General features: G+C 56.9%; 18 protein-coding genes. 16 read left to right on the top strand and 2 right to left on the bottom strand.

What is annotated here, in order from left to right:
* Positions 1 to 288: 288 nt before the first annotated feature.
* Positions 289 to 561: a hypothetical protein gene (locus ACN0TS_RS16000; RefSeq protein WP_417260367.1), complete on the top strand. Its 273-nt coding sequence runs from the start codon at positions 289 to 291 to the stop codon at positions 559 to 561.
* A 163-nt stretch (positions 562 to 724) separates the two neighbouring features.
* Here ACN0TS_RS16000 and ACN0TS_RS15995 read toward each other — a convergent pair whose 3' ends face one another.
* Entirely contained in the window at positions 725 to 2,539 is a 1,815-nt protein-coding gene (locus ACN0TS_RS15995; protein WP_417260366.1) for a hypothetical protein, read from the bottom strand.
* Positions 2,540 to 3,043: 504 nt separating this feature from the next.
* Here ACN0TS_RS15995 and ACN0TS_RS15990 point away from each other — a divergent pair.
* Together ACN0TS_RS15990 and ACN0TS_RS15985 are read left to right on the top strand one after the other, a co-directional pair.
* Positions 3,044 to 3,436 (top strand): DUF6634 family protein, encoded by a 393-nt coding sequence (locus tag ACN0TS_RS15990; RefSeq protein ID WP_417260365.1) that lies wholly within the window; start codon positions 3,044 to 3,046, stop codon positions 3,434 to 3,436.
* Between the two features lie 818 nt (positions 3,437 to 4,254).
* Positions 4,255 to 4,740, top strand: coding sequence for a hypothetical protein (locus tag ACN0TS_RS15985; protein ID WP_417260364.1), 486 nt, complete (start codon positions 4,255 to 4,257; stop codon positions 4,738 to 4,740).
* Positions 4,741 to 4,935: 195 nt separating this feature from the next.
* Here ACN0TS_RS15985 and ACN0TS_RS15980 read toward each other — a convergent pair whose 3' ends face one another.
* Positions 4,936 to 5,325: a DegT/DnrJ/EryC1/StrS family aminotransferase gene (locus ACN0TS_RS15980; protein WP_417260363.1), complete on the bottom strand. Its 390-nt coding sequence runs from the start codon at positions 5,323 to 5,325 to the stop codon at positions 4,936 to 4,938.
* A 38-nt stretch (positions 5,326 to 5,363) separates the two neighbouring features.
* Between ACN0TS_RS15980 and ACN0TS_RS15975 the strand changes: the two genes are divergently transcribed.
* The 13 genes from ACN0TS_RS15975 to ACN0TS_RS15915 all read left to right on the top strand — a co-directional run bounded on the left by ACN0TS_RS15975 (position 5,364) and on the right by ACN0TS_RS15915 (position 19,056).
* Positions 5,364 to 5,501 carry a hypothetical protein gene (locus ACN0TS_RS15975; protein WP_417260362.1) on the top strand — a complete coding sequence of 46 codons (138 nt, stop codon included), beginning with the start codon at positions 5,364 to 5,366 and terminating at the stop codon, positions 5,499 to 5,501.
* Between the two features lie 367 nt (positions 5,502 to 5,868).
* Positions 5,869 to 6,525 carry a class II aldolase/adducin family protein gene (locus ACN0TS_RS15970; protein WP_417260361.1) on the top strand — a complete coding sequence of 219 codons (657 nt, stop codon included), beginning with the start codon at positions 5,869 to 5,871 and terminating at the stop codon, positions 6,523 to 6,525.
* An 11-nt stretch (positions 6,526 to 6,536) separates the two neighbouring features.
* On the top strand, positions 6,537 to 7,487 hold the full coding sequence (locus ACN0TS_RS15965; protein WP_417260360.1) for a carbohydrate kinase family protein: 951 nt from the start codon (positions 6,537 to 6,539) through the stop codon (positions 7,485 to 7,487).
* Positions 7,488 to 7,520: 33 nt separating this feature from the next.
* On the top strand, positions 7,521 to 8,276 hold the full coding sequence (locus ACN0TS_RS15960; RefSeq protein ID WP_417260359.1) for an SDR family NAD(P)-dependent oxidoreductase: 756 nt from the start codon (positions 7,521 to 7,523) through the stop codon (positions 8,274 to 8,276).
* A gap of 75 nt (positions 8,277 to 8,351) precedes the next feature.
* Complete coding sequence (locus tag ACN0TS_RS15955) at positions 8,352 to 9,611, top strand: MFS transporter (RefSeq protein WP_417260358.1); 1,260 nt, start codon at positions 8,352 to 8,354, stop codon at positions 9,609 to 9,611.
* Positions 9,611 to 10,771, top strand: a complete 1,161-nt coding sequence (locus ACN0TS_RS15950) for a thiolase family protein (RefSeq protein ID WP_417260398.1) — start codon at positions 9,611 to 9,613, stop codon at positions 10,769 to 10,771. The genes ACN0TS_RS15955 and ACN0TS_RS15950 overlap by 1 nt, the downstream gene beginning before the upstream one ends.
* Positions 10,768 to 11,133: a Zn-ribbon domain-containing OB-fold protein gene (locus ACN0TS_RS15945; RefSeq protein WP_417260357.1), complete on the top strand. Its 366-nt coding sequence runs from the start codon at positions 10,768 to 10,770 to the stop codon at positions 11,131 to 11,133. The genes ACN0TS_RS15950 and ACN0TS_RS15945 overlap by 4 nt, the downstream gene beginning before the upstream one ends.
* A 12-nt stretch (positions 11,134 to 11,145) precedes the next feature.
* The gene (locus tag ACN0TS_RS15940; protein ID WP_417260356.1) at positions 11,146 to 12,795 is read left to right on the top strand and encodes an acyl-CoA synthetase; all 1,650 of its coding nucleotides are present in this window, start codon (positions 11,146 to 11,148) and stop codon (positions 12,793 to 12,795) included.
* Positions 12,796 to 12,831: 36 nt separating this feature from the next.
* Positions 12,832 to 14,301, top strand: a complete 1,470-nt coding sequence (locus ACN0TS_RS15935; RefSeq protein WP_417260355.1) for an aldehyde dehydrogenase family protein — start codon at positions 12,832 to 12,834, stop codon at positions 14,299 to 14,301.
* Positions 14,302 to 14,350: 49 nt separating this feature from the next.
* Complete coding sequence (locus ACN0TS_RS15930; RefSeq protein ID WP_417260354.1) at positions 14,351 to 15,088, top strand: GntR family transcriptional regulator; 738 nt, start codon at positions 14,351 to 14,353, stop codon at positions 15,086 to 15,088.
* 15 nt (positions 15,089 to 15,103) lie between these two features.
* A complete protein-coding gene (locus tag ACN0TS_RS15925) occupies positions 15,104 to 16,528 on the top strand; it encodes an L-fucose/L-arabinose isomerase family protein (protein ID WP_417260353.1) in 1,425 nt (474 codons plus the stop codon).
* Between the two features lie 80 nt (positions 16,529 to 16,608).
* A complete protein-coding gene (locus ACN0TS_RS15920) occupies positions 16,609 to 17,646 on the top strand; it encodes an ABC transporter ATP-binding protein (RefSeq protein ID WP_417260397.1) in 1,038 nt (345 codons plus the stop codon).
* A 66-nt stretch (positions 17,647 to 17,712) separates the two neighbouring features.
* The gene (locus tag ACN0TS_RS15915; protein ID WP_417260352.1) at positions 17,713 to 19,056 is read left to right on the top strand and encodes an ABC transporter substrate-binding protein; all 1,344 of its coding nucleotides are present in this window, start codon (positions 17,713 to 17,715) and stop codon (positions 19,054 to 19,056) included.
* Positions 19,057 to 19,085 lie beyond the last annotated feature (29 nt).

Below are 19,085 nucleotides of genomic sequence, written 5' to 3'. Positions count from 1 at the left end.
GTCACAGATCTTGTGACAAAGGAGAGAAAATTCCCTAAGTCATTGAAATAATGATATTTACCATTTGTCGGTGCTTGTGACACTTTTGGGGGTCAGAAGGTGCGGAGCGCGTTGGGACTTTTCCCCGAGTGCGCGCGTCCTGTCATGTCGTTTGTCAAATCTACGGAGAGAGACCGCATTTGCGGTCTTATGTGGATAACTTTGGAAAAGCCCATCTGCTTTCCTTCCATCATCGTATTCTACGCATAGGTAAAAGATCACATCGCACAGTAGAGAAAGGAAATTGATATGATGCATGATGGAAATGTCGAGCCGAAGCGCGACGAAGTGGGGGGCATCGACGCCTTGCGGTTGGAACTGGTAAAGAGACGCGCGCGGGGCGAACCTTACGTCGAAGTCCTCCGCGGCTTCCTCCCGCCGCAGATGTTGGCGGACCGCGATAGTCTCGATTGCGCGATTGTCGAGATGGCTTTTATTGATCAGGATGCAGCCAAAGCGATGAAACGTTTTGTCAACACGTTCTCTCCCGAGTTTGAGCGCATGGCGCTGGAGGCTATTTAGTATCATTCGTGAGAGGCGACGCGTAGGTGGGATCAGTCAACGGTACCCGTGTATGCGTGATTGGTTTAGTGAACTACCCCCACCAATACAGTGGTTTGGAAGGGGCTTCCCATGATCGCCGCCGGCTGGCATTGAGCCCTCCGACGTCGATGGGGAACATTTGTCACGCGGCAGCCTGAGCTGCCGTATTCCTTGGCCGGAGAAACAACCAGCGCCCGATCATCTCGGCCGCATGCAGGTCTGCGTGCCAGCGCGCTCCATCTGCTGCGGCAGTGAAGACCTCACCACGTCGCTGTGCCTTGTCGACATGGCCGTTCCGCCAGTCGGTGGAGCTCGTGTAGAACGCCGGGATCTTGATCTGCGGGATGCCTCTCCAGTCCAATTTGTTGTCAGCACGAGAGGTATACTGCGCCCTCGCGCCATTATTGATCATGCGGTTGAATGTCCGGCCCTTGTAGCTGGTTTTATCTGTCGGAATGACCTGGTAGTCGAGTTTTTCACTCACTACCAGGGCCCGGTATTTCGAGGCCAGGCGCATGCGGATATTGGCCACATACCCGAACCAGCTTTTCTTCAGGCCGGCCAGGGAGCGGTAGATGCTGCGGCGCCGCGCCTTCATCTTGCCGATCCCACCCAGCAGGCGGAAGAAACGACCATGCATTCGCAATAGACGGTCGACATCTGCGGCATTCAGGCCCCGTGGCGCGGTTAGAACAGCCTCCTCCACCATCTCTCGCAGGTCACGACCGAGAAGTCGGTTGATTTCCTGGCGGATCCGGTCGAGCCGGTTGTAGCTGCGATCGATCTCGGAGCGGAGCTGATCCACGGCACCTGCCATCTCATTGATGCGCACCAGGAAGTTACGGCCGGAAAGCTGCAGCGACTCCACCAGCCGGATCTCTTCTCCGGAGACGTTGTTGGAGAGGTGTTTCTCCGCCTGCGTCTTCGTCTTGTTCACGGACGGCAGTGTCTCCGGATCAATCGATCCCGGCAATTCCAGGACCACAAGGCTTGAAGTATCCACCAACCCGAAGTCTTCAGCGACGACATGGGTGATCTCTGACAGATCCATAGTCACCTTGGGGCGTGCCAGGATGCCCCGCAGTTGTGCGACCTCGGGCCCAAGTTCCAAAGCCAGGCCGGTCAGTCTATATGGACGGTCCGGGTCATGATGCTCATGAATGCTTTGGGCCGTGCCCGGCGCAAGCCTGATCTCCAAAGAAATCCCTGCGCCACGCGCGGTGTGCGATGCCAGGGCAATGTGATGTGCCGCAGGGCGCCCTTGGCCCAACCCGCTGCCAATTGCCTCGAGAGCCGAGCTGAGGGCCTGCTTGGTACCTTTGATGCAGCGATAGTCGAGATGCAGCTGAATCACGGCCTCCTGACCCCATTCCGGGCACTGGAAGCGTTCCTGGACCTGGCTCATGAGAGCAAGAAGCGCGTCGCGCTGCATATCCGTGAGATTGCCCGGTGTCTCACCAGCATGAAGTCGGCCGAAGAAGTCGATGACCTCGTGGAAGTCCATGGTCTCAGCAAGCTGCTTCAGTTCAGCTACGTCATCGGCACCGAGGCGATAGGACCACTCTTCTGGTAGATTGATCAGGCGGGCGGTGCCATCTGGCAGCTTCCGATCCCCGATTGTATCGATATGGCGAAAACGGCCAAAGAGATTGCGCTGCCGACGTTTCATTTGCTCTGTGATTGCTGATTTCGCAAGCAGGCGGCACTTCTCGATCCAGACAACATTCATGACGCTGGCTTTGATCAGATCTCGCTGCATTCTCAGCATGGTGGCATCAAGATCTTTCCCATTTGGAACGGGGTCCGTCACGTGAGTTGAGAATCCGGCCTTGGCCATTTGCCCGGTAATATCAAGGCAGCGGCTGCGTAGCTCGGACAGATTATCGGACATCACCGGGCGGCCGAGGTCAGCCATCCGCTTCAACATGTCCTTGGTCTTTCCTTTACCGTAGGCCAATTGGATCTATCCTCAGTGCCGCGAGAAAATGTTCCCATAATACATATTCGCATTTGGCATGGCTACAAGATGCGAATATGTTGAAATGGAGAGGCCAAAGGCCTCGCTTTGCCGCGCAATCCGCACATCCCCCACCAATACAGCGGCTTGGAAGGGGTATTCCGTGCGCGGGGTTTGATAACCACCTTTCGCCGCGATCCTTGTTAAGCGATCAAGGATCGCGTGGCTGGCCTGTGGTTGATCAGAACAGATTTTCTCCCTTGTGCTAAAAAATGCGCCCTGTTCTTTTCACCGTTGTGGCTTTTGTTTTTCGCAAATGGAAAATATGGAGAAAACACCTGAAACTTACATGTGTTCTCCTAATGTTTCAAATTTTTCGCATCAAATCAGTGTGTTATCCTCGTAACACCCCAGATGCTTAAATGCCTTCGCAAGTGGCTCTGCGGTTATCAAATGCGGGGATTATTCTTAGTCATATTTTAAACGATGGACATGGAGGGCCCAATGGGACGATATACGACTGAAATGATCGCGAGTTACAATCGAGCACTTGATGCAGTAGAGCGCGGTTCAGATGTTGACGTGGAGGGCGCGCCGACATTGTCAGGCTATGTGCCCGTTGAAACTCCGCCGGGTCGAATTGTGTTGTTTGGTGACGTCGAGAAACATCCCGTGCTCGGTACGGCGCTGATTTCGACCTCTGATCTCGTGTGGCTTGATGTGCATGCCGGCATCGCGCGTACCGTGTCGCGGTGGTATAAATTGGGATCGCCGGCTACGGCGCATGCGGGCGATCTTGTGTTCGTAGATCGCCTATGCGGATGTGTCATTGGGCAAGCCGCGCTTCGGGAGACGTTGGCTGAAAAGGCGCGAGAGTTTCGCCGTCTCATGATGTGAACAGAGTCATTGGTTACGTTGGATACGCTCCGTCGGAAAGCTCCACCAATGAAGTATAGAACTAAAATTTTGCGTTTGGTAGACGGCGCGGCCCCGTTATTCGAAGCAGAAAGCCAACATTTTTCATACCACAGAGACGAGTATCTGGATCGTTTCACCGCAACTGTCTCGATTGAGAAAAACTGCGGGGCGTATGTGAGGTTTCGCAGTTTTACGGTGCAGAATTTTCACCCGCTCCCATCCAGATATCCGCGCTGCCTAGCTTTCGTGGTGTGCCATCCTGAGCTTACTTCGAAGCACTTGTTCGACGCGTTCAGCATCGACAAAAGGTTCGGCGGATTTGGGAGCGATGTCCAATTACTGCGTGAGTGGGTTGAGTCCGAAAGGATCAAGAAGGCGGTATTTAGGTCTGTGCGCGGGTAAAGTCACGGGTGACCTTAATGTCGATAAAAGCGGCCCCTGATCGGATGTCCGTCGTATCGTTGGCCGCACAGGACCACGTCATTTGGGGTTGAGACCTTTTTAGGCCTCGTCAGATTGTTTTTGCAACCACGCCTCTATCATACGTCGGATCATTTCCGGCCGCGTTGGAAGGTCGGGTTGTTCTTTCCGCGCGGCGTCTATCTCCGCGATGACCCCGGCTGGAAGGCGCACCATAACGGGTTGTGTGTCTGTTTTTGGCCGTCCTCGCGTCGTCACGACTTTTTCTCCGTATGATTACTTGATTTTTTAATATCAAATACTATATAAAACACATGAGGAAACGAGCTGCAACTTTAATCCTCATTCTGACCACAACGATCTAAGAGGAGATCATCATGGCTATTCCCGAGGCTATCACGCCCTTCGACCTGTCGGTAACCCAAATTTCGGATTTGACATTCGATCAGTCTATCGATGTTTTTGAAGCACTGTGCGCCGCTATTCACGGCGCTCTGAAAGCCGACTATCAGCACTTTATCGCGAAAGGTCGTGAGGCACGTATGGCGCAGCATGTCGAGGCCATTGAAGCCTGGGCGCGGGTGAACACTTGTCTGTCTACGTTTTCAAACGCGGCATGGACCCATCCCGCATTGGTGAATATGGCCGTTCAACTCACCGCATTCTTCAACGCACGCATTCACGGCAGAACACATAAGCGCCCAAACATTGACGCGATGAAGGAACGCGCTGCGGAGTTCCATGATGGCACACCTCAAGATGAACGCCTCGCCGAGCTTTTCGACGATGCAGTGGGGTATGAGCTCTATATGCGTGACAATCGTCTCCCCGTGCCGGACATCAGCGATCTTCTGAGCAGCTAACGGAAGTGCTGTTATTCCGGGGCCGGGGTGCTGAAGACCTGAGCCCCAAGTTTCCTCCAGTTTAGCGCGGAGTCCCAGGTTTTGCGCGCAGCTCCCACCAAGATAGCTAGAGGTTTGGGGTTAGGGTCAATCTTCTGGGACATTGGAGCCACATTGATCTGTAAGCATTTCTTGCTTACAGATCAGCGCCTTAAATCATGGTGTCGCTGCTTTCATCACATCGCGAATGGTTGAAACGGCTTCCTCAACATTCTCGCGCGACAACGTTGGGTGGACCAAGAACATCAGGCTTGTCTTGCCGAGATCCTTTGCCACCGGCAAACTGTGTTCTGGCCGCCAGCCTGTTTCGTCGAAAGCTTTTTCAAGGTAAATTTCTGAACAGCTGCCTTGCATGCAAGGAACACCCCTAGCGTTGATCTCAGCGACGATCCGATCACGCGACCACCCCTCGGAGAGCTTGTCGTTCTCGACATAGGCATAGAGTTTGTAGAAGGCGTTTTGGTTCTCAGGTGCGGTCAATGGCATTCGAATGCAGTCAAACGTCCCAAGTACATCAATGAGCGCCTGCGCGTTTGCCGTTCGCATGGGGGCGCGATGTCTGCGGGCCTCACGAGACCGACCTCATGATCAAGATCGCTAAAGCCCGTGGCGCGCTGATCTGTGGCGAAGGTGGGCGCAGCAAGAAAAACGTGTGTCTGCCGGACTATCCGAACGCCACTCGTGTCTTCGCGATCCGTCCCGATTTCCTCGCGGACGACTGATCGTTTAATATCCGACTGCCCCCGGCTGGCTTGTTAAACGATCAGGGCAGGTGGGGGATGTCCCATTCCAATGATCTCAATGCAGGGTCTCTCTTATTTGGATCACCACAGATTGATTGAAGGTAGTAACGTTGGTCCGCGCTTTTCTGGGGCCGACGCTGGAAATTCCCATGTCGTGAATGATTGTGAACATTTGCTCTTGCCATTTATTTTATTTGTAGTAACAAATTGGACTATACAAATTTAAGGCCGTCGAATTGCTCTCGCTTTTCACGGTTTCAGTGGGGCGGCGGTTCGCGTTTGCTGCCGAACTTTCATGGATGGCCACGCTGGCCGATGCCCGTTCGCAATGTAGGAGTTTTGCTTCATGACCTTTTCCCCCGATGAGCTGGCAAAGCGGCAAGCCATTATCGATCACTGCATCTTGATGAATAGCTCGGGGCTCAATCAAGGGACGTCGGGAAATGTTTCGATCCGTCATGGCGACGGTCTTTTGATCTCTCCGACGTCGCGGCCGTATGCGAGCCTTACCCCTGAAGACATCGTCTTCATCGATGGCGACGGGGAGCCGCACGGTCGCTGGAAGCCGTCGACCGAATGGCGTTTCCATCGTGACATTCTCAAGACGCGCAAGGACGCCAATGCTGTGGTCCATGCGCACCCGACCTACACCACGATCCTTTCGATCCATAACAAAGAGATCCCCGCCATCCATTACATGCTGGCGGTTTTCGGCGGGCCGAATATCCGAGTGGCCCCCTATGCGATCTACGGGAGCCAAGAGCTATCCGACAATGCGATTGAGGCATTGGAGGATCGTCAGGCCTGTATCCTCGAGCACCACGGAATGATCTCCGTCGGCGCCTCGATCCAACAGGCATTCTGGTATGCGACCGAGCTTGAAACCCTCGCGCGGCAGTATCACGGCGCCTTGCTTCTGGGTGAGCCGCCTTTGCTCACGGATCAGCAAATTCAGGATGTCATCGACAAAATGGCAGGCTACGGCCTGAGCGACAAAAAATAAGGAGGCTCTCGATGCCTAAGTACGACTATTCAGCGGTAGGCTTTTCTGTTCTCGATGTGCTTTGCCGCTACGCGGAAGACATGCCTCCTCCAGGTGGTGCGACCTTCGTGGACGAGATCCAGATGACGGTTGCGGGCACGGCGGCAGCAACGGCTGTTGACTGCGCGATCCTCGGTTTGAATGGCCAGATCGTCACCCGCGTAGGTCGCGATGACATGGGGAAATACCTCGTCAGCAAAATGGGCGAGTTTGGTGTTGATACCTCCTTGGTGCAATATGACGACGACGTGCAGACCTCGGCCAGCATGTTGCCAATCCGTCCTGACGGATCGCGCAGCGGGTTCTTCGTTCCTGGCACGTCCGATACGTTGGAAATCGGCCCCGAACTTTGGGATGACGTTCTCGACGCAGATATCATCCACCTCGGTGGCACGGGTCTGCTTGCAGCCTTTGACGGGGAGCCTTCGGTTGCCTTGTTGAAGCGCGCGAAAGAATTGGGTCGTACGACTGTCTTTGACCTCATTCAGGCCAACCCCGAGACAATCGCCAAGGTCAATCCGCTGCTTCCGTATATCGACTATTTTGTGCCTTCCATCGTGGAAGCCGCGGCGATGGCCGGTGTCGATGGTCCCGCAGAAGTTGCGCGTTGGTTCAAATCCAAGGGCGTCAAGAATGCGATCCTGACATTGGAAGGTGACGGCGTTTGGGTCGATCCCGAATTCGGGGAAGCGTTCCATCTGCCTGCACACAAGATCGACGTGGTCGATACGACTGGATGCGGCGACAGCTTTACCGCGGGCATTATCGTCGGTCTGTCCAAAGGGTGGGACATCCGCGAATGCGCGCGCTTCGCAAACGCAGTGGCTGCGAATGTCGCGCTCGGCTTGGGTTCCCAAGGCAAGCTGACCTCGTTCGATGCCACCATCGAGGCCATGAACTCATGGCCTGTGCGCGACGCATAGTCTGCGCACAACATAAAATTTCGGGAGGAAAACATGCTACTGGACGGAAAAACGGCACTGATAACAGGTGCATCGCGCGGTATAGGCGCGGAAATCGCAATCGGGCTGGCAGAGCAGGGGGCAGATGTCGCCATCACGGATCTGGCAAGCCAATCTGACGATCTGGCCAAGGTTCAAGCCGCAATCGAAGCGGCGGGGCGGACCTGTTACAACCATGCACTCGATGTGACGTCCAAATCGGCCATCGAGGACGTTTTTGCAGCAGTCACAGAGGCCGCTGGCGGAATCGACATCCTTGTGAACAACGCGGGTATTCTTGTGCCCAAACGTCTTGAGGAACTCGACGAAGCCACATGGGACGCGCATTTCGACGTGAATGCGAAGGGCATTTTGCTCTGCACAAACGCTGTTCTTCCGCAAATGCGTGCGCGCAAGCAGGGGCGGATTATTAACATCGCTTCTATCGCGGGACGCCAAGGCTCTCCGACCCAAGGCCACTATGCGGCGACGAAATCCACCGCGATCACCCTGACGCGTGTTTATGCGCAGGAAGTCGGAATGGACGGCATCACCGTTAACGCGATTTGCCCCGGTATCATCCTGACGGAAATGGGCAAAGAGAACCTCGGAAGTCAGGAAGAGATCGACCACTGGTCAAATGTCGCTGCTCTCAAGCGTCTTGGCGATCCCAAGGATGTTGTCGGCCCCGTAGCGTTCCTCGGCTCCGATCTGTCGAACTTCGTGACGGGTCAATCAATCAACGTCTGTGGCGGTATCTACTTCCACTAGGTGAACGGCGAGGCCGGGCGCGTGGCGTCTGGCCTCCCGACACTATACCGCGCGCCCTCTTTCGGAGACTTTCATGTGTCGCATAGCATCAGCCTGCATAACACACGTCACGGTCTGTCTTTCTCGGACAGGGTGGTCGGACGCATGAGTGTCGCCGCCTCCGCATCAAGGGTGATCCCGCGCGGCTTCGTGATGCGTCACGCTATGGCCCAGCTGATCATGTGGTCTGCCTTCTACTATCTCTTGCCCGCTATCCTGCCGCATATGCTTGCGGGCACAGGTTGGTCGGGTGTTGTCGTGTCGGGGGCGTTCACGGCGGTCTTTCTGATCTGGGCGGTTCTCTCGCCCGTCGCTGGCGCAATCATTGATCTCGGGTATGGAGCGGTTGCAATGCGTTTGGCGGGCGGTATCGGCGCGGCTTTGCTGCTGGTCTTCTCAGTGGTGCAGAGCCAGACCTTGGCTCTTGGAATCCTCGTCGTGTTGGGGCTTCCCATGGCGATGACCCTCTATGATCCCTGCTTTAGTCTCATGATCGCGCGGTTTGGCGCGGGTCAGTCGTCGCGGCGTGCCATTACTGTCGTTACGCTTGTTGCAGGTCTTGCGACACTGCTGACATTTCCTTTGGTGGCATGGCTCGCGTCCGCTGGGATGGACTGGCGCTGGATCGTTCGCGTTTTTGCCGTTCTCGTTTGCGTGGCCGTGGTGATTATGCCCGCCGATAGAGTTGCTCGAAACGTCGCGCCTCGGCCTGACGGGGCGCTCACACATTCGGGCGGTAAATCCCGTGTGATGGCTATCGGAATGGCCTTTGCCTTGGTGATGCTCGGCCATGCGCTTTTGCTGTTCCAGCTGCCGCTTCAACTGGCAAAGCTGACTGACGGGGATGCGGCCCTTTTGCTTCCAATGGTCTTGGGGCCTGCGCAGATATTCGGGCGTTTGGTGTGGGGTGCGCTCTTGGGGCGGATGGCATTGGACCGCGCGGCAATCGTGCTCTTTGGTTTCATGCTTCTGCCGCCGCTTCTGCTCTTTATGACTTCGGGTCTGACTGTCGCCCTGATTGCTCTCATCATCCAAGGCGCGGGCTTTGGTGTGCAGACGGTTATCCGTCCGATGCTATCAGCACACTGGCTCCCTGAAACGGGTTTCGCACAGCAGCTTGGCCTGATTGCGATGATCGGACTGCTCTTCATGGCCGTCGCGCCAGTTCTGGGCGCATGGGTTGCTACGGTATCGGGGATCAACGGTCTGGTCGCACTGGTTCTCGCAGTAAATCTGGCGGGGTTGGCTCTGTTGCTGGTCTTGGTCGGCACGGCACGTAGGGAGGCATGGGCGTGATGGATATTGTCATCGCAGGTGGCGCAATGACGCCGTTCAACCGTCGCAAGGATGGAAGCTCCTATCGCGACTGGTGTGCTGACGCTTTTCACGCGGCCTGCGTGGATGCGGGTCTGGAAGCGTCGGATATAGACGCGCTGGTTGTCGCCACCGAAAGTGACTTCTTCTCCCTGCAACTCAATCCCGCAGCACTTGTCGCGGATCACCTCGGACTACGCGACATTCATGTCCAGCGCGTCGAAGGGGGCGGGGCAACGGGGCATCTGGCCGTGCAGGCAGGTGCCGCGCTCGTCGCCTCGGGGCAAGCGCGTCGCGTCGCGGTTCTGGGGTTCGAAGGATCGGCCTCCCATCTTCCGCCGGCGTCGATGAGCCTGCTCTATGCCATGTCATATGACGCATGGGCGGAGGGGATGATCGAAATCGGTTCGGCCTCCATCTACGCCTTGTCCGCGCTTGCCTATATGGCGCAAACGGGCGCGACAGCCGAAGATTTCGCAGGCATCGCCGCGCGGAACCACCAAAATGCGCGCTCTAATCCGAAGGCGCATTTGCCACTGGATGTGAGCGTTGCCGATGTTCTGGCCTCACCCATGGTGTCGTCGCCTTACCGTCGTCTGGATTGTTCGCCCTTGAGCGATGGCGCGGCCTGTGTTGTGCTTTCGCTACCTGACGCTCTCCCTGAGGCGGGCAGGGGACGTGCGACACTGGCGGGCACTGCCGTCGCAAACGATCTGGTGCGGTTGGGTGATCGTCCTGACGTTGGTCGTTTCCGCGCGAAAACCACGGCCGCACAGCGTGCCTATGCGCAGACGGGCTGCCGTCCGGCCGACATCGGTTTGGCCGAAGTCTACGACAGCTTCTCGGGCGCACAACTTCAAGCATTGGACGCTTTGGGTGTGGTCGAGGATGCACTGGCATCCGAGCGCAACGGGCATTTCGCCGCCGATGGTGCGCTTCCCGTGAACCTCTCGGGCGGGCTGTTGGGGCAGGGGGCTCCTGTCGGAGCAACGGGCGTGGCGCAAGTGCTGACTGCCGCCCTGCAACTTGAGGGGCGCTGCGAAGGTTTGCGCCCGCAGACACCACCCCGTTTTGCTCTTGTTGATACCCATGGCGGCATTGCCACCCTGTGTGCCGTCTCCGTTTTGGAGGCGCCCCGATGAAGTATCACATCGCACTTGATTACACCCTCGCGACAGGTCGCATGGCACCCTTCTTCACCGCTTTGGCTGAAGGGCGGGCCTGTGCCAGCTCCTGCTCGTCCTGCGGACAGACAGCCTTCCCGCCGCGCGCGACATGCGCGGCCTGTCACGCTGACGGGTTCGACTGGGTGGACCTGACGGGGGAGGCAGAGGTGCTTCACATCACGCATACGGCAGATGCCGCATTCGCATTGGTGCAATTCGACGGGGCGGACACAACCGCGCTCGTCAGGATTGCGCATGACCAGACAGAGGGAACGCGCGGACGGCTCGTGCGCTCCGAAAATGAAACGGGCCTGTGGCTAGAGATCACGGCGTCGTAGGAGGAAAAAGAGATGTTTACGGATTGGACTGCGGATCAACTCGCACATATCGGTTTGAAACGGGCAGAAACGGGTGTCGAGATCGACATTCCCGAAGATGCCAATATCTACGCCATGACGGTTGGCAAGCAGATCGCCGAAGGGCGTGCGGATGCGCCTGCGATGGTGTTCGAAAAGCCCGACGGCACGTTGGAACATTGGAGTTTCGGGCAGGTCGATGACGCCGCCACGGCCCTCGCCGCACGGCTTCGTGCTCTCGGTTACGGGCAGGGCGACTATATCGGGCTGCACACTGGGATGCGCCCCGAGACCGCCATTGCCCATATGGCCGTATGCAAGCTCGGTGGCGTTGCTGTGACGCTCTCGCAGCTTTACGGCCCCGACGCCCTGTCCCACGCGCTCAACCATTGCGGCGCACGTTGCCTGCTGACGTCCGAGCAAGGTTGGTCGGGATTGCGTGCCGATGCAAAGAGCCTCTTCCCCGATCTGGCGCATGTTCTTGTGGCCGATTGCGAAGGGTCCGAGGAAAACCTCGGTGACGTGCTGGCCTCAGACGCGCCCACCGATTTCGAACCCGCCTTCACAGGCGCGAACGATACGGCGCTCTTGATGTATACCTCGGGCTCGACGGGCATGCCCAAGGGTATCCGTCACGGCCACCGCGTGCTGGCGTCCTACCGCCCGTCGATCAACCTGTTCTTCGATCTCAGCATGTATGATGAGGATGCCGTGTTCTGGTCCCCGTCGGACTGGGCGTGGGTTGGTGGGTTGCTCGACATGCTCTTTCCCGCGTGGATGGCGGGGCGTCCCGTGGTCACATCGGAGGCGCGATTCAAGGCCGAATGGGCCTATGACTTCATGGCCCGTCACAAGATCACGCATACCTTCCTTGCCCCGACCGCGATTAAACGTCTGGCACAAACCGCCAATCCGCGTGACATCTACGACCTTTCCTTGCGTGTGATTTGCACTGGCGGCGAGGCGCTGGCGGCGGATACTCTGGCATGGGCCGAAGACAAGCTTGGCGTTGTGTGCAACGAGTTCTACGGCATGACCGAGGTGAACCATCTCATCGGCAACTGCGCGGCGCTTTACCCGCGTCGTCCCGGTTCGATGGGCGTGGCCTATCCAGGGCATGTGGTGAAGCTGGTCGATGCGGATGGCAATGAGGTTCCCGATGGCGAAGAGGGTGAAATCGTCACCCCCGCCACGGCCCCTACGCGCTACTTGGGCTATCTCAAGAACGAGCAGAAGGAAGCCGAGCTGCGTCTTGGTGACTGGATGCGGACTTTCGATTTGGCCGTGCGTGATGAGGATGGATACTTCTGGTACAAGGGCCGCTCCGACGATCTCATCAAATCCTCGGGTTTCCGCATTGGACCTGCCGAGATCGAAAGCTGTTTGCTGGCCCATCCCGATGTTGCCGAGGTTGCCGTGATTGGCAAACCCGACGCCGACCGTGGCCAGATCGTGAAAGCCTTCGTGCGTCTGGCGAAGGGCGCGAGCGCGGGGGATGACCTTGTGAAGGTGCTGCAAAACCACGTGCGTGAACGCCTCGCCGCATACAAGGCACCGCGCGAAATCGCCTTTGTCGACAGTTTTGAAATGACCTCCTCAGGAAAAATCAATCGCCGCGCTTTGCGCAATGCTGAAGCCGCCTGAATGCGCTGCCAGAAGCCGAGATGAAAAGGAAATAAGATGAAGATGATCCAACTCTTACCCGAAGTGGCTGCCTTTCTCGATGCTGCGCAGGGGCTGCGCATTGATGGTGAACAGATCGCAACCTCCGAAACCATCTCGGTCGAAAACCCGTCCGACTGCTCGATTTTGGCGCAGGTCGCCTGTGCCAACGCGGGTCATGTCGATCAGGCCGTTTCCGCCGCGCGTCAGGCTCTGACTGGTCCGTGGGCAAGTTTGACGCCTCACGATCGCGGGCAGCTTTTGTGGAAACTTGCGGATGCGATCGAAGAGCGAAAAGACGTGTTCGGACAGTTGGACGCTTTAGATAACGGCAAGCCCTTTGCCCATGCGCGTGACGTGGATGCCGTTTGGTCGGCCCGTCACTTCCGCTATTTCGCGGGCTGGCCGAGCAAGATCCAAGGCGCGACCATTCCCGTCTCGACGCCGGATCGGTTCAATTTTACCCGCATCGAGCCTGTTGGCGTCTGTGGCATCATCACACCGTGGAACTATCCCACGCTGATGGTCGCATGGAAACTGGCGCCCGCTTTGGCGGCGGGGAATACGATTGTCCTCAAGCCTGCCGAGCAAACACCGCTGAGCGCGCTCTATCTCGCGGATCTGGCACATGAGGTCGGGTTTCCCAAAGGGGTTCTGAACGTCATTCCCGGTTATGGGCGTGACGCAGGGGCCGCACTCGCGGCGCATCACGGTGTGGACAAAGTCGGGTTTACGGGGTCCACGGAAACGGGGCGTCGGATCGTTGAGGCGTCGGCGGGCAATCTCAAGAAGGTCTCGTTGGAACTTGGCGGTAAGGCCGCGAACATCCTGTTCGACGATGCGGATTTGTCGAAGGCCATTCCAGGCGCGTTCTGGGCGTTGTTTGGCAACAACGGGCAGTCGTGTACGGCGGGTGCGCGTTTGTATGTCCATCGTTCGAAAATGGATGAAGTTCTTGATGGGCTGCAAGAGCTGGCAAACGGTTTGAGCATTGGGCCGGGGATGGCGCAGGACGCACATGCTCTTGGCCCCGTCATCTCCGAGCCTCAGATGACCAAGGTTCTCGGCTATATCGAAAGCGGTCGCGCCGATGGTGGCGAGATTGTCGCGGGTGGAGCTCGTCAAGGCAACAGCGGCTATTTCGTGCAACCCACCGTCATCGCGGGTGTGCGGGACGACATGGCTGTGGCGCGCGAGGAAATCTTCGGGCCCGTTCTATGTGTGCTTCCCTTTGACGACGAGGATGACGTTTTGGCCCGAGCAAACGATACGGTCTACGGGCTGGCGGCTGGATGCTGGACCCAAGACATCAGCCGCGCCAACCGCATGGCGGCGGGTCTCAAGGCGGGAACGATCTGGATCAACTGCTGGGGAGACACCGATGCGGCCTCTCCCTTCGGCGGAATGGGACAAAGCGGTTATGGCCGCGAAATGGGGCCAGATGCTCTGGCGCTCTACACGCAGACCAAGAGTGTCTGGCAAGGTTAACGAATGCATGGTTTGATGCCGCGAGTTTTAGCATCGGGAGTAATTTAGTATGAAGACCCCAACGATCCCAAAATATAAGATGGTTCATGACGAGCTGCTTAAGCGCTTGAAGGCGGGGATGTATTCCGTCGGAACACGCCTGCCATCGGAAGACGCCTTGGCGCGGTCTTTCGGTGTCAGCCGTCTTACAGCGCGTCGCGCATTGGAGCCTTTGGTTGATGCCGGTTATCTGGTGTCGCGTCAGGGCAGTGGCTACCTCGTCAATACCCTGTCCCCGCCAGAGACGACCTGTCTGACGTCATTCACGGATATGGTTCTGCGTGACGGTCAGATACCGGGTGCTCGGCTGATTGAAATTCGCGAGGTCGATAACGAGGCACCGAATGAAGTGACCTCGTTGTTCCATGAACCGGTGGCACTCATTCGACGTCTGCGCACGGTGGATGATGTGCCGACACTGTTGGTGAGCACATGGCTGCCCTGTCGGCTTGTCGAGGGGATGAGCCCTGAAGACTTCCCGCAAGAAGGGCAGGACCAGTCGATCCTGCGTATCCTGTCCGAGCGGTTCAACCTCGATTGGGGCCGTGCCTGTGAAACCATTGGACCCTGTGCGGCTCCCGAAGACGCGGCAGAACATCTCGGTATCGAGAAGAACACGCCGATCCTGTCGCAGGCCTGTACCGCGTTCGATAGCGATCACAACCCTGTCTTTTTCGATCAGGTCTACCGCGTAGGCCCTGTCACTTTCAATCTCGTCGGAGCGCAAAGATCCTCCGACACGATCTAAAGAAGGAACAAAATCATGTCTCTCGTGGTCGGAATTATCAAAGGGTCTCTTCCCAGCTATTTCCCAGAGAAATACGGGGTTTTCCCTGCCGCTCTTGCGGCGGTCGAGGAAGTCGCCTCTGGCGTTGATGCCCGTGTGGTGGAAGTGCCGCGCATTCCTATGGATGGTTCTGATGCGAGAGAGGCGGTCGAGTATTGCAAAAGCAACGGCGTGGATTTCATCCTGCTTGTGCATGGTGGTTTTACCATGGGCGACGTTGCACGCGAAATCGCCGCGAGCGGAATGCCGATGGGGGTTTGGGCCACGCCTGAGCCCGTTCATGAAAACGACATTCAGCTCAATAACTTTGTATCCTTGAACATGAGCCTGTCCATTGCACGCGGCGTGCGCGATTTACGTCAAGCGCCTGTGCAATGGTATTTCGGCGCACCTGAAAGCGAGGAATTCCAGACGCGTTTGGGTCGCACTCTTCGTGCTTTGATGGCGCGTAAGGCTCTGCGGCATGCGCGGGTGGGGGTCGTCGGTGGTTTGGCGCCGACCTTCTACAATATGGCAGTGTCTCCCGACACGTTGAAGCGCAGCACGGGGGTTGAACCCGTCCACGTTGATATGATGCGCATGACTGCAGGCATGGCGAACTGTGCCGAGGATGTTGTTGCGCGTGAAGTAGCGGCGATGCTTGCGAAGGCACCGATGCGCGGCGTGTCCGATGCCCATATGGAGAAAACCGCGCGGGCGGCATTGTCCCTTCGTGACATTGCGGCGCAAGAGGGGTTCGCGGGCTTGGCCGTATCGGACTGGCCGACTTTGCAAGAGGTCGAGGGTATCCATCCGGGTGCGGCGTTCACGTGGCTTGAAGAGAATGACAATATCCCAGTGGCCTCCGAAGGCGATGTACTCGGAACGGTGACGCAACTCGTTGCCCGCGCACTGACGGGACGTGTCGGTTGCCTGCTGGATATGACCTCCCCGCAGTTGGAACAGAATCGTATTCTGATGTGGCATGGCGGGGGCGGACCTCTCTATATGGCGGCGGGAGATGCCGCGTGGATCAATAATCCCATGATCGGTCGAGGCACAGCCGAAGGGGCCTGTTTCGGGGCCATTGTGGACTATGAATTCAGTGATGGTCCGCACACGATTTTGCGAGTTGCTCGCAGTGGCACAGCCACCTTCACCATTGAAGGGGATGTGCAGGCTGGAGGCGAAACAGGCTTCACCGGAACGCGCGGCTGGATAACGAATTTCTGTTCAAATACAGGTTCTTGCACTGCATCTGATGTGGTTACGACAGTGATGGAACACGGGCTTGAGCACCACTATGTCTTGGTGCCTGGTGAATGGTCAGCCGATTTCAATGAGTTCTCGGCGTGGATGGCAATGGAACAACTCCCGGTTATTTCCGCCCATGATGGGCTGCCGAGTCTTTCTATTGCTTGACAGGTTCCATAAAGCGTGTACAGCTTGTACTTACAAATTGATCAATACAGATTTAGGGTGGGAGAAGCTCGTTGACAAAAGTGCAGATAAAGTCGGTTAGGAAAGAATTCGGTGGGTTCACCGCAATCGAGAATATCGACTTGGACATCGAGTCGGGCGAGCTGGTCGCTTTGTTGGGGCCATCGGGCTGCGGCAAGACGACTACCTTGCGTATGATCGCGGGCCTTGAGCATCCGACAAGTGGTGAGATCCTGTTTGATGGCCATGACGTGTCCGAGCAGCCTGTGCAAGATCGTAACGTTGGCATGGTGTTCCAACGCTATGCGCTTTTCCCGCACATGACCGTTGAAAAGAACGTGGCGTTTGGCCTGAAAGTACGTGGCACGCCACAGTCCGAGATTGCTCCGCGTCTGGATGAGATCCTCGACGTGGTACAACTAACGCAGTTTCGCCACCGTTTTCCCGCCCAGCTTTCGGGCGGACAGATGCAGCGTGTCGCAATTGCACGAACACTCATCACCAAACCGTCTGTCCTGATGATGGACGAGCCGCTTGCGAACCTTGACACGAAACTGCGCGGCGAGATGCGCCAGTTTATTCGCGAGTTGCAGCAACGTTTCGGAATCACGACGATCTTCGTGACGCACGATCAGGTTGAAGCAATGGAACTCGCCGACCGTGTGGCTGTGATTTTCAACGGACATCTGGCGCAATTCGATACGCCTGAGGCGCTCTACAATCATCCGAGGACGCTTGATGTCGCCGACTTTATGGGCGCGTCGAACATCGTGCCTGGCCGTATGAGTTCAGCCACGAGTGTCACAACTGATCTCGGGGAAGTCAGCGTCGTTGCGCGTGATGACATCTCTGCAAACCAGTCCGTGCAGGTCATGCTGCGCAGCGAGGCTCTTGATCTGAAGCTGGAGGCTCCTGCAGGCAATGCTATCGGCGGGACGGTAACGGGGCGCGATTTCTTCGGCGCAAACGTAAGTTATGCCGTCGATTGTGGAGGCCAAACCATCGAAGTCAATGAGCCAGGTGGACGCCGTTTGGTCGACGTCGGGACGCCTGTGTGGCTCGATATCCCGCCCGAGCGTGTTTGGCTCCTGCGGAACTGAATTGGCGCTTGAGCCTGAAACTTACTTTGGAGGAGTGAATTAATGAAAACTTTAGGGAGGACTACAATGAAGCACTCATGGAAACTGGCGAGCGTTATCGCCATTGTAGCGGCACAGGCTGGCGCAGCAGACGATGTGAATGACTTCCGTGAAGCATTCTTGGCAGGTGAGCTTGATTGGGAAACTGTCGAGGCGCGCGCCAAAGAAGAGGGCGAAGTCAACCTGTACTACTACGGCGGGATCGACCCGTTGAATGTGTGGATGGACCGCATTGTTGGACCCGCTATGTCCGATCTCGGCATTAAGCTGAACCCCGTTCGCATTACCGCGACCAAAGATGCGGTGGATCTGGTCCTTGCGGAGAAAAACTCTGGTAAGGGTCTGGGCGAGGGAAGCATTGACCTCATCTGGTTGAATGGTGAAAACTTCGCGACACTCAAGCGACAAGACGCATTGTTCGGTTCGTTTGCAACCCTTCTGCCGAACTCGGCAAACCTTGAATTCGATCCCGAAGATCCGCGTTCGCAACTGAACCTGCGTGACTTCGGTGTTGAAAACAACGCCGCAGAAATGCCGTGGTCGGGTGATCAATACGTCTGTTCCTACAACGCAGACCGCGTTGCAGCAGAAGATGTACCTTCCACCTTCGAAGAGATGCACGCCTATCTGGAAGAGCACCCAGGTAAGTTCACTTACGTCAAGCCGCCACACTATTTGGGCAACACCTTCGTTCAGGAAGTTGTCTATGCTTTCAATCCTGATGGCACGGGCGCGGAGCCATTCCAACAGTCGCGTGACGACATCCCTGCAGAAGAGCTGGCGCGTTTGATCGAACCTGCGTTCGAGTATCTTCGCGAGATCGAGCCTCTTCTTCTCGACGGGACGAACGGGAGCGCACGCTACCCTGAAGACAACCCCTCGCTGGACGGTTTGTTCTTGAACGGAGAGATCGACTTCTCCTGTGCGTTTGGCCTCTACGGTGCGGCAACAGGGCTAGCCATGGGGACATTCCCAGAAGCTGCACAGCAGTTCATCTTCCCCGAGAATACGATGATCAAAAACAAGAACTATCTGGGTGCCCCATCCAATTTGCCACACCCCGCAGCGGCGATGGTTCTGGCCAACTGGATGACCTCGCTAGAGTCTCAGGCGACGAAAATGCAGATGGCGGGTCAGCCCGCAGGCATCGATGAGTGGAAGCTTAGCGAGGCTGATGCCGCCACTCTCGCTGAGGCGTCCCCTGGTTTGATCGGCGTAACGCCCGAGGAGCTTGCGGCCAACGTTGCGCCCGATACCAACGCGACGCTAGTTGATGTAATCGAGGCCACATGGCTCGAGTACATTGAGCGTGACAGCACAGACTCCATCGAAACAATCGTGGCACGCGCCTACACGAACCTTTCGAAGTAAAACAATCTTTGTCCGCCGCGCATAAAACG

This window comes from Celeribacter sp., assembly GCF_048266405.1.
GTDB lineage: Bacteria > Pseudomonadota > Alphaproteobacteria > Rhodobacterales > Rhodobacteraceae > Celeribacter.
Note: the sequence above shows the minus strand (reverse complement) of the source record. Positions and strands in the feature narration are given on the sequence as shown.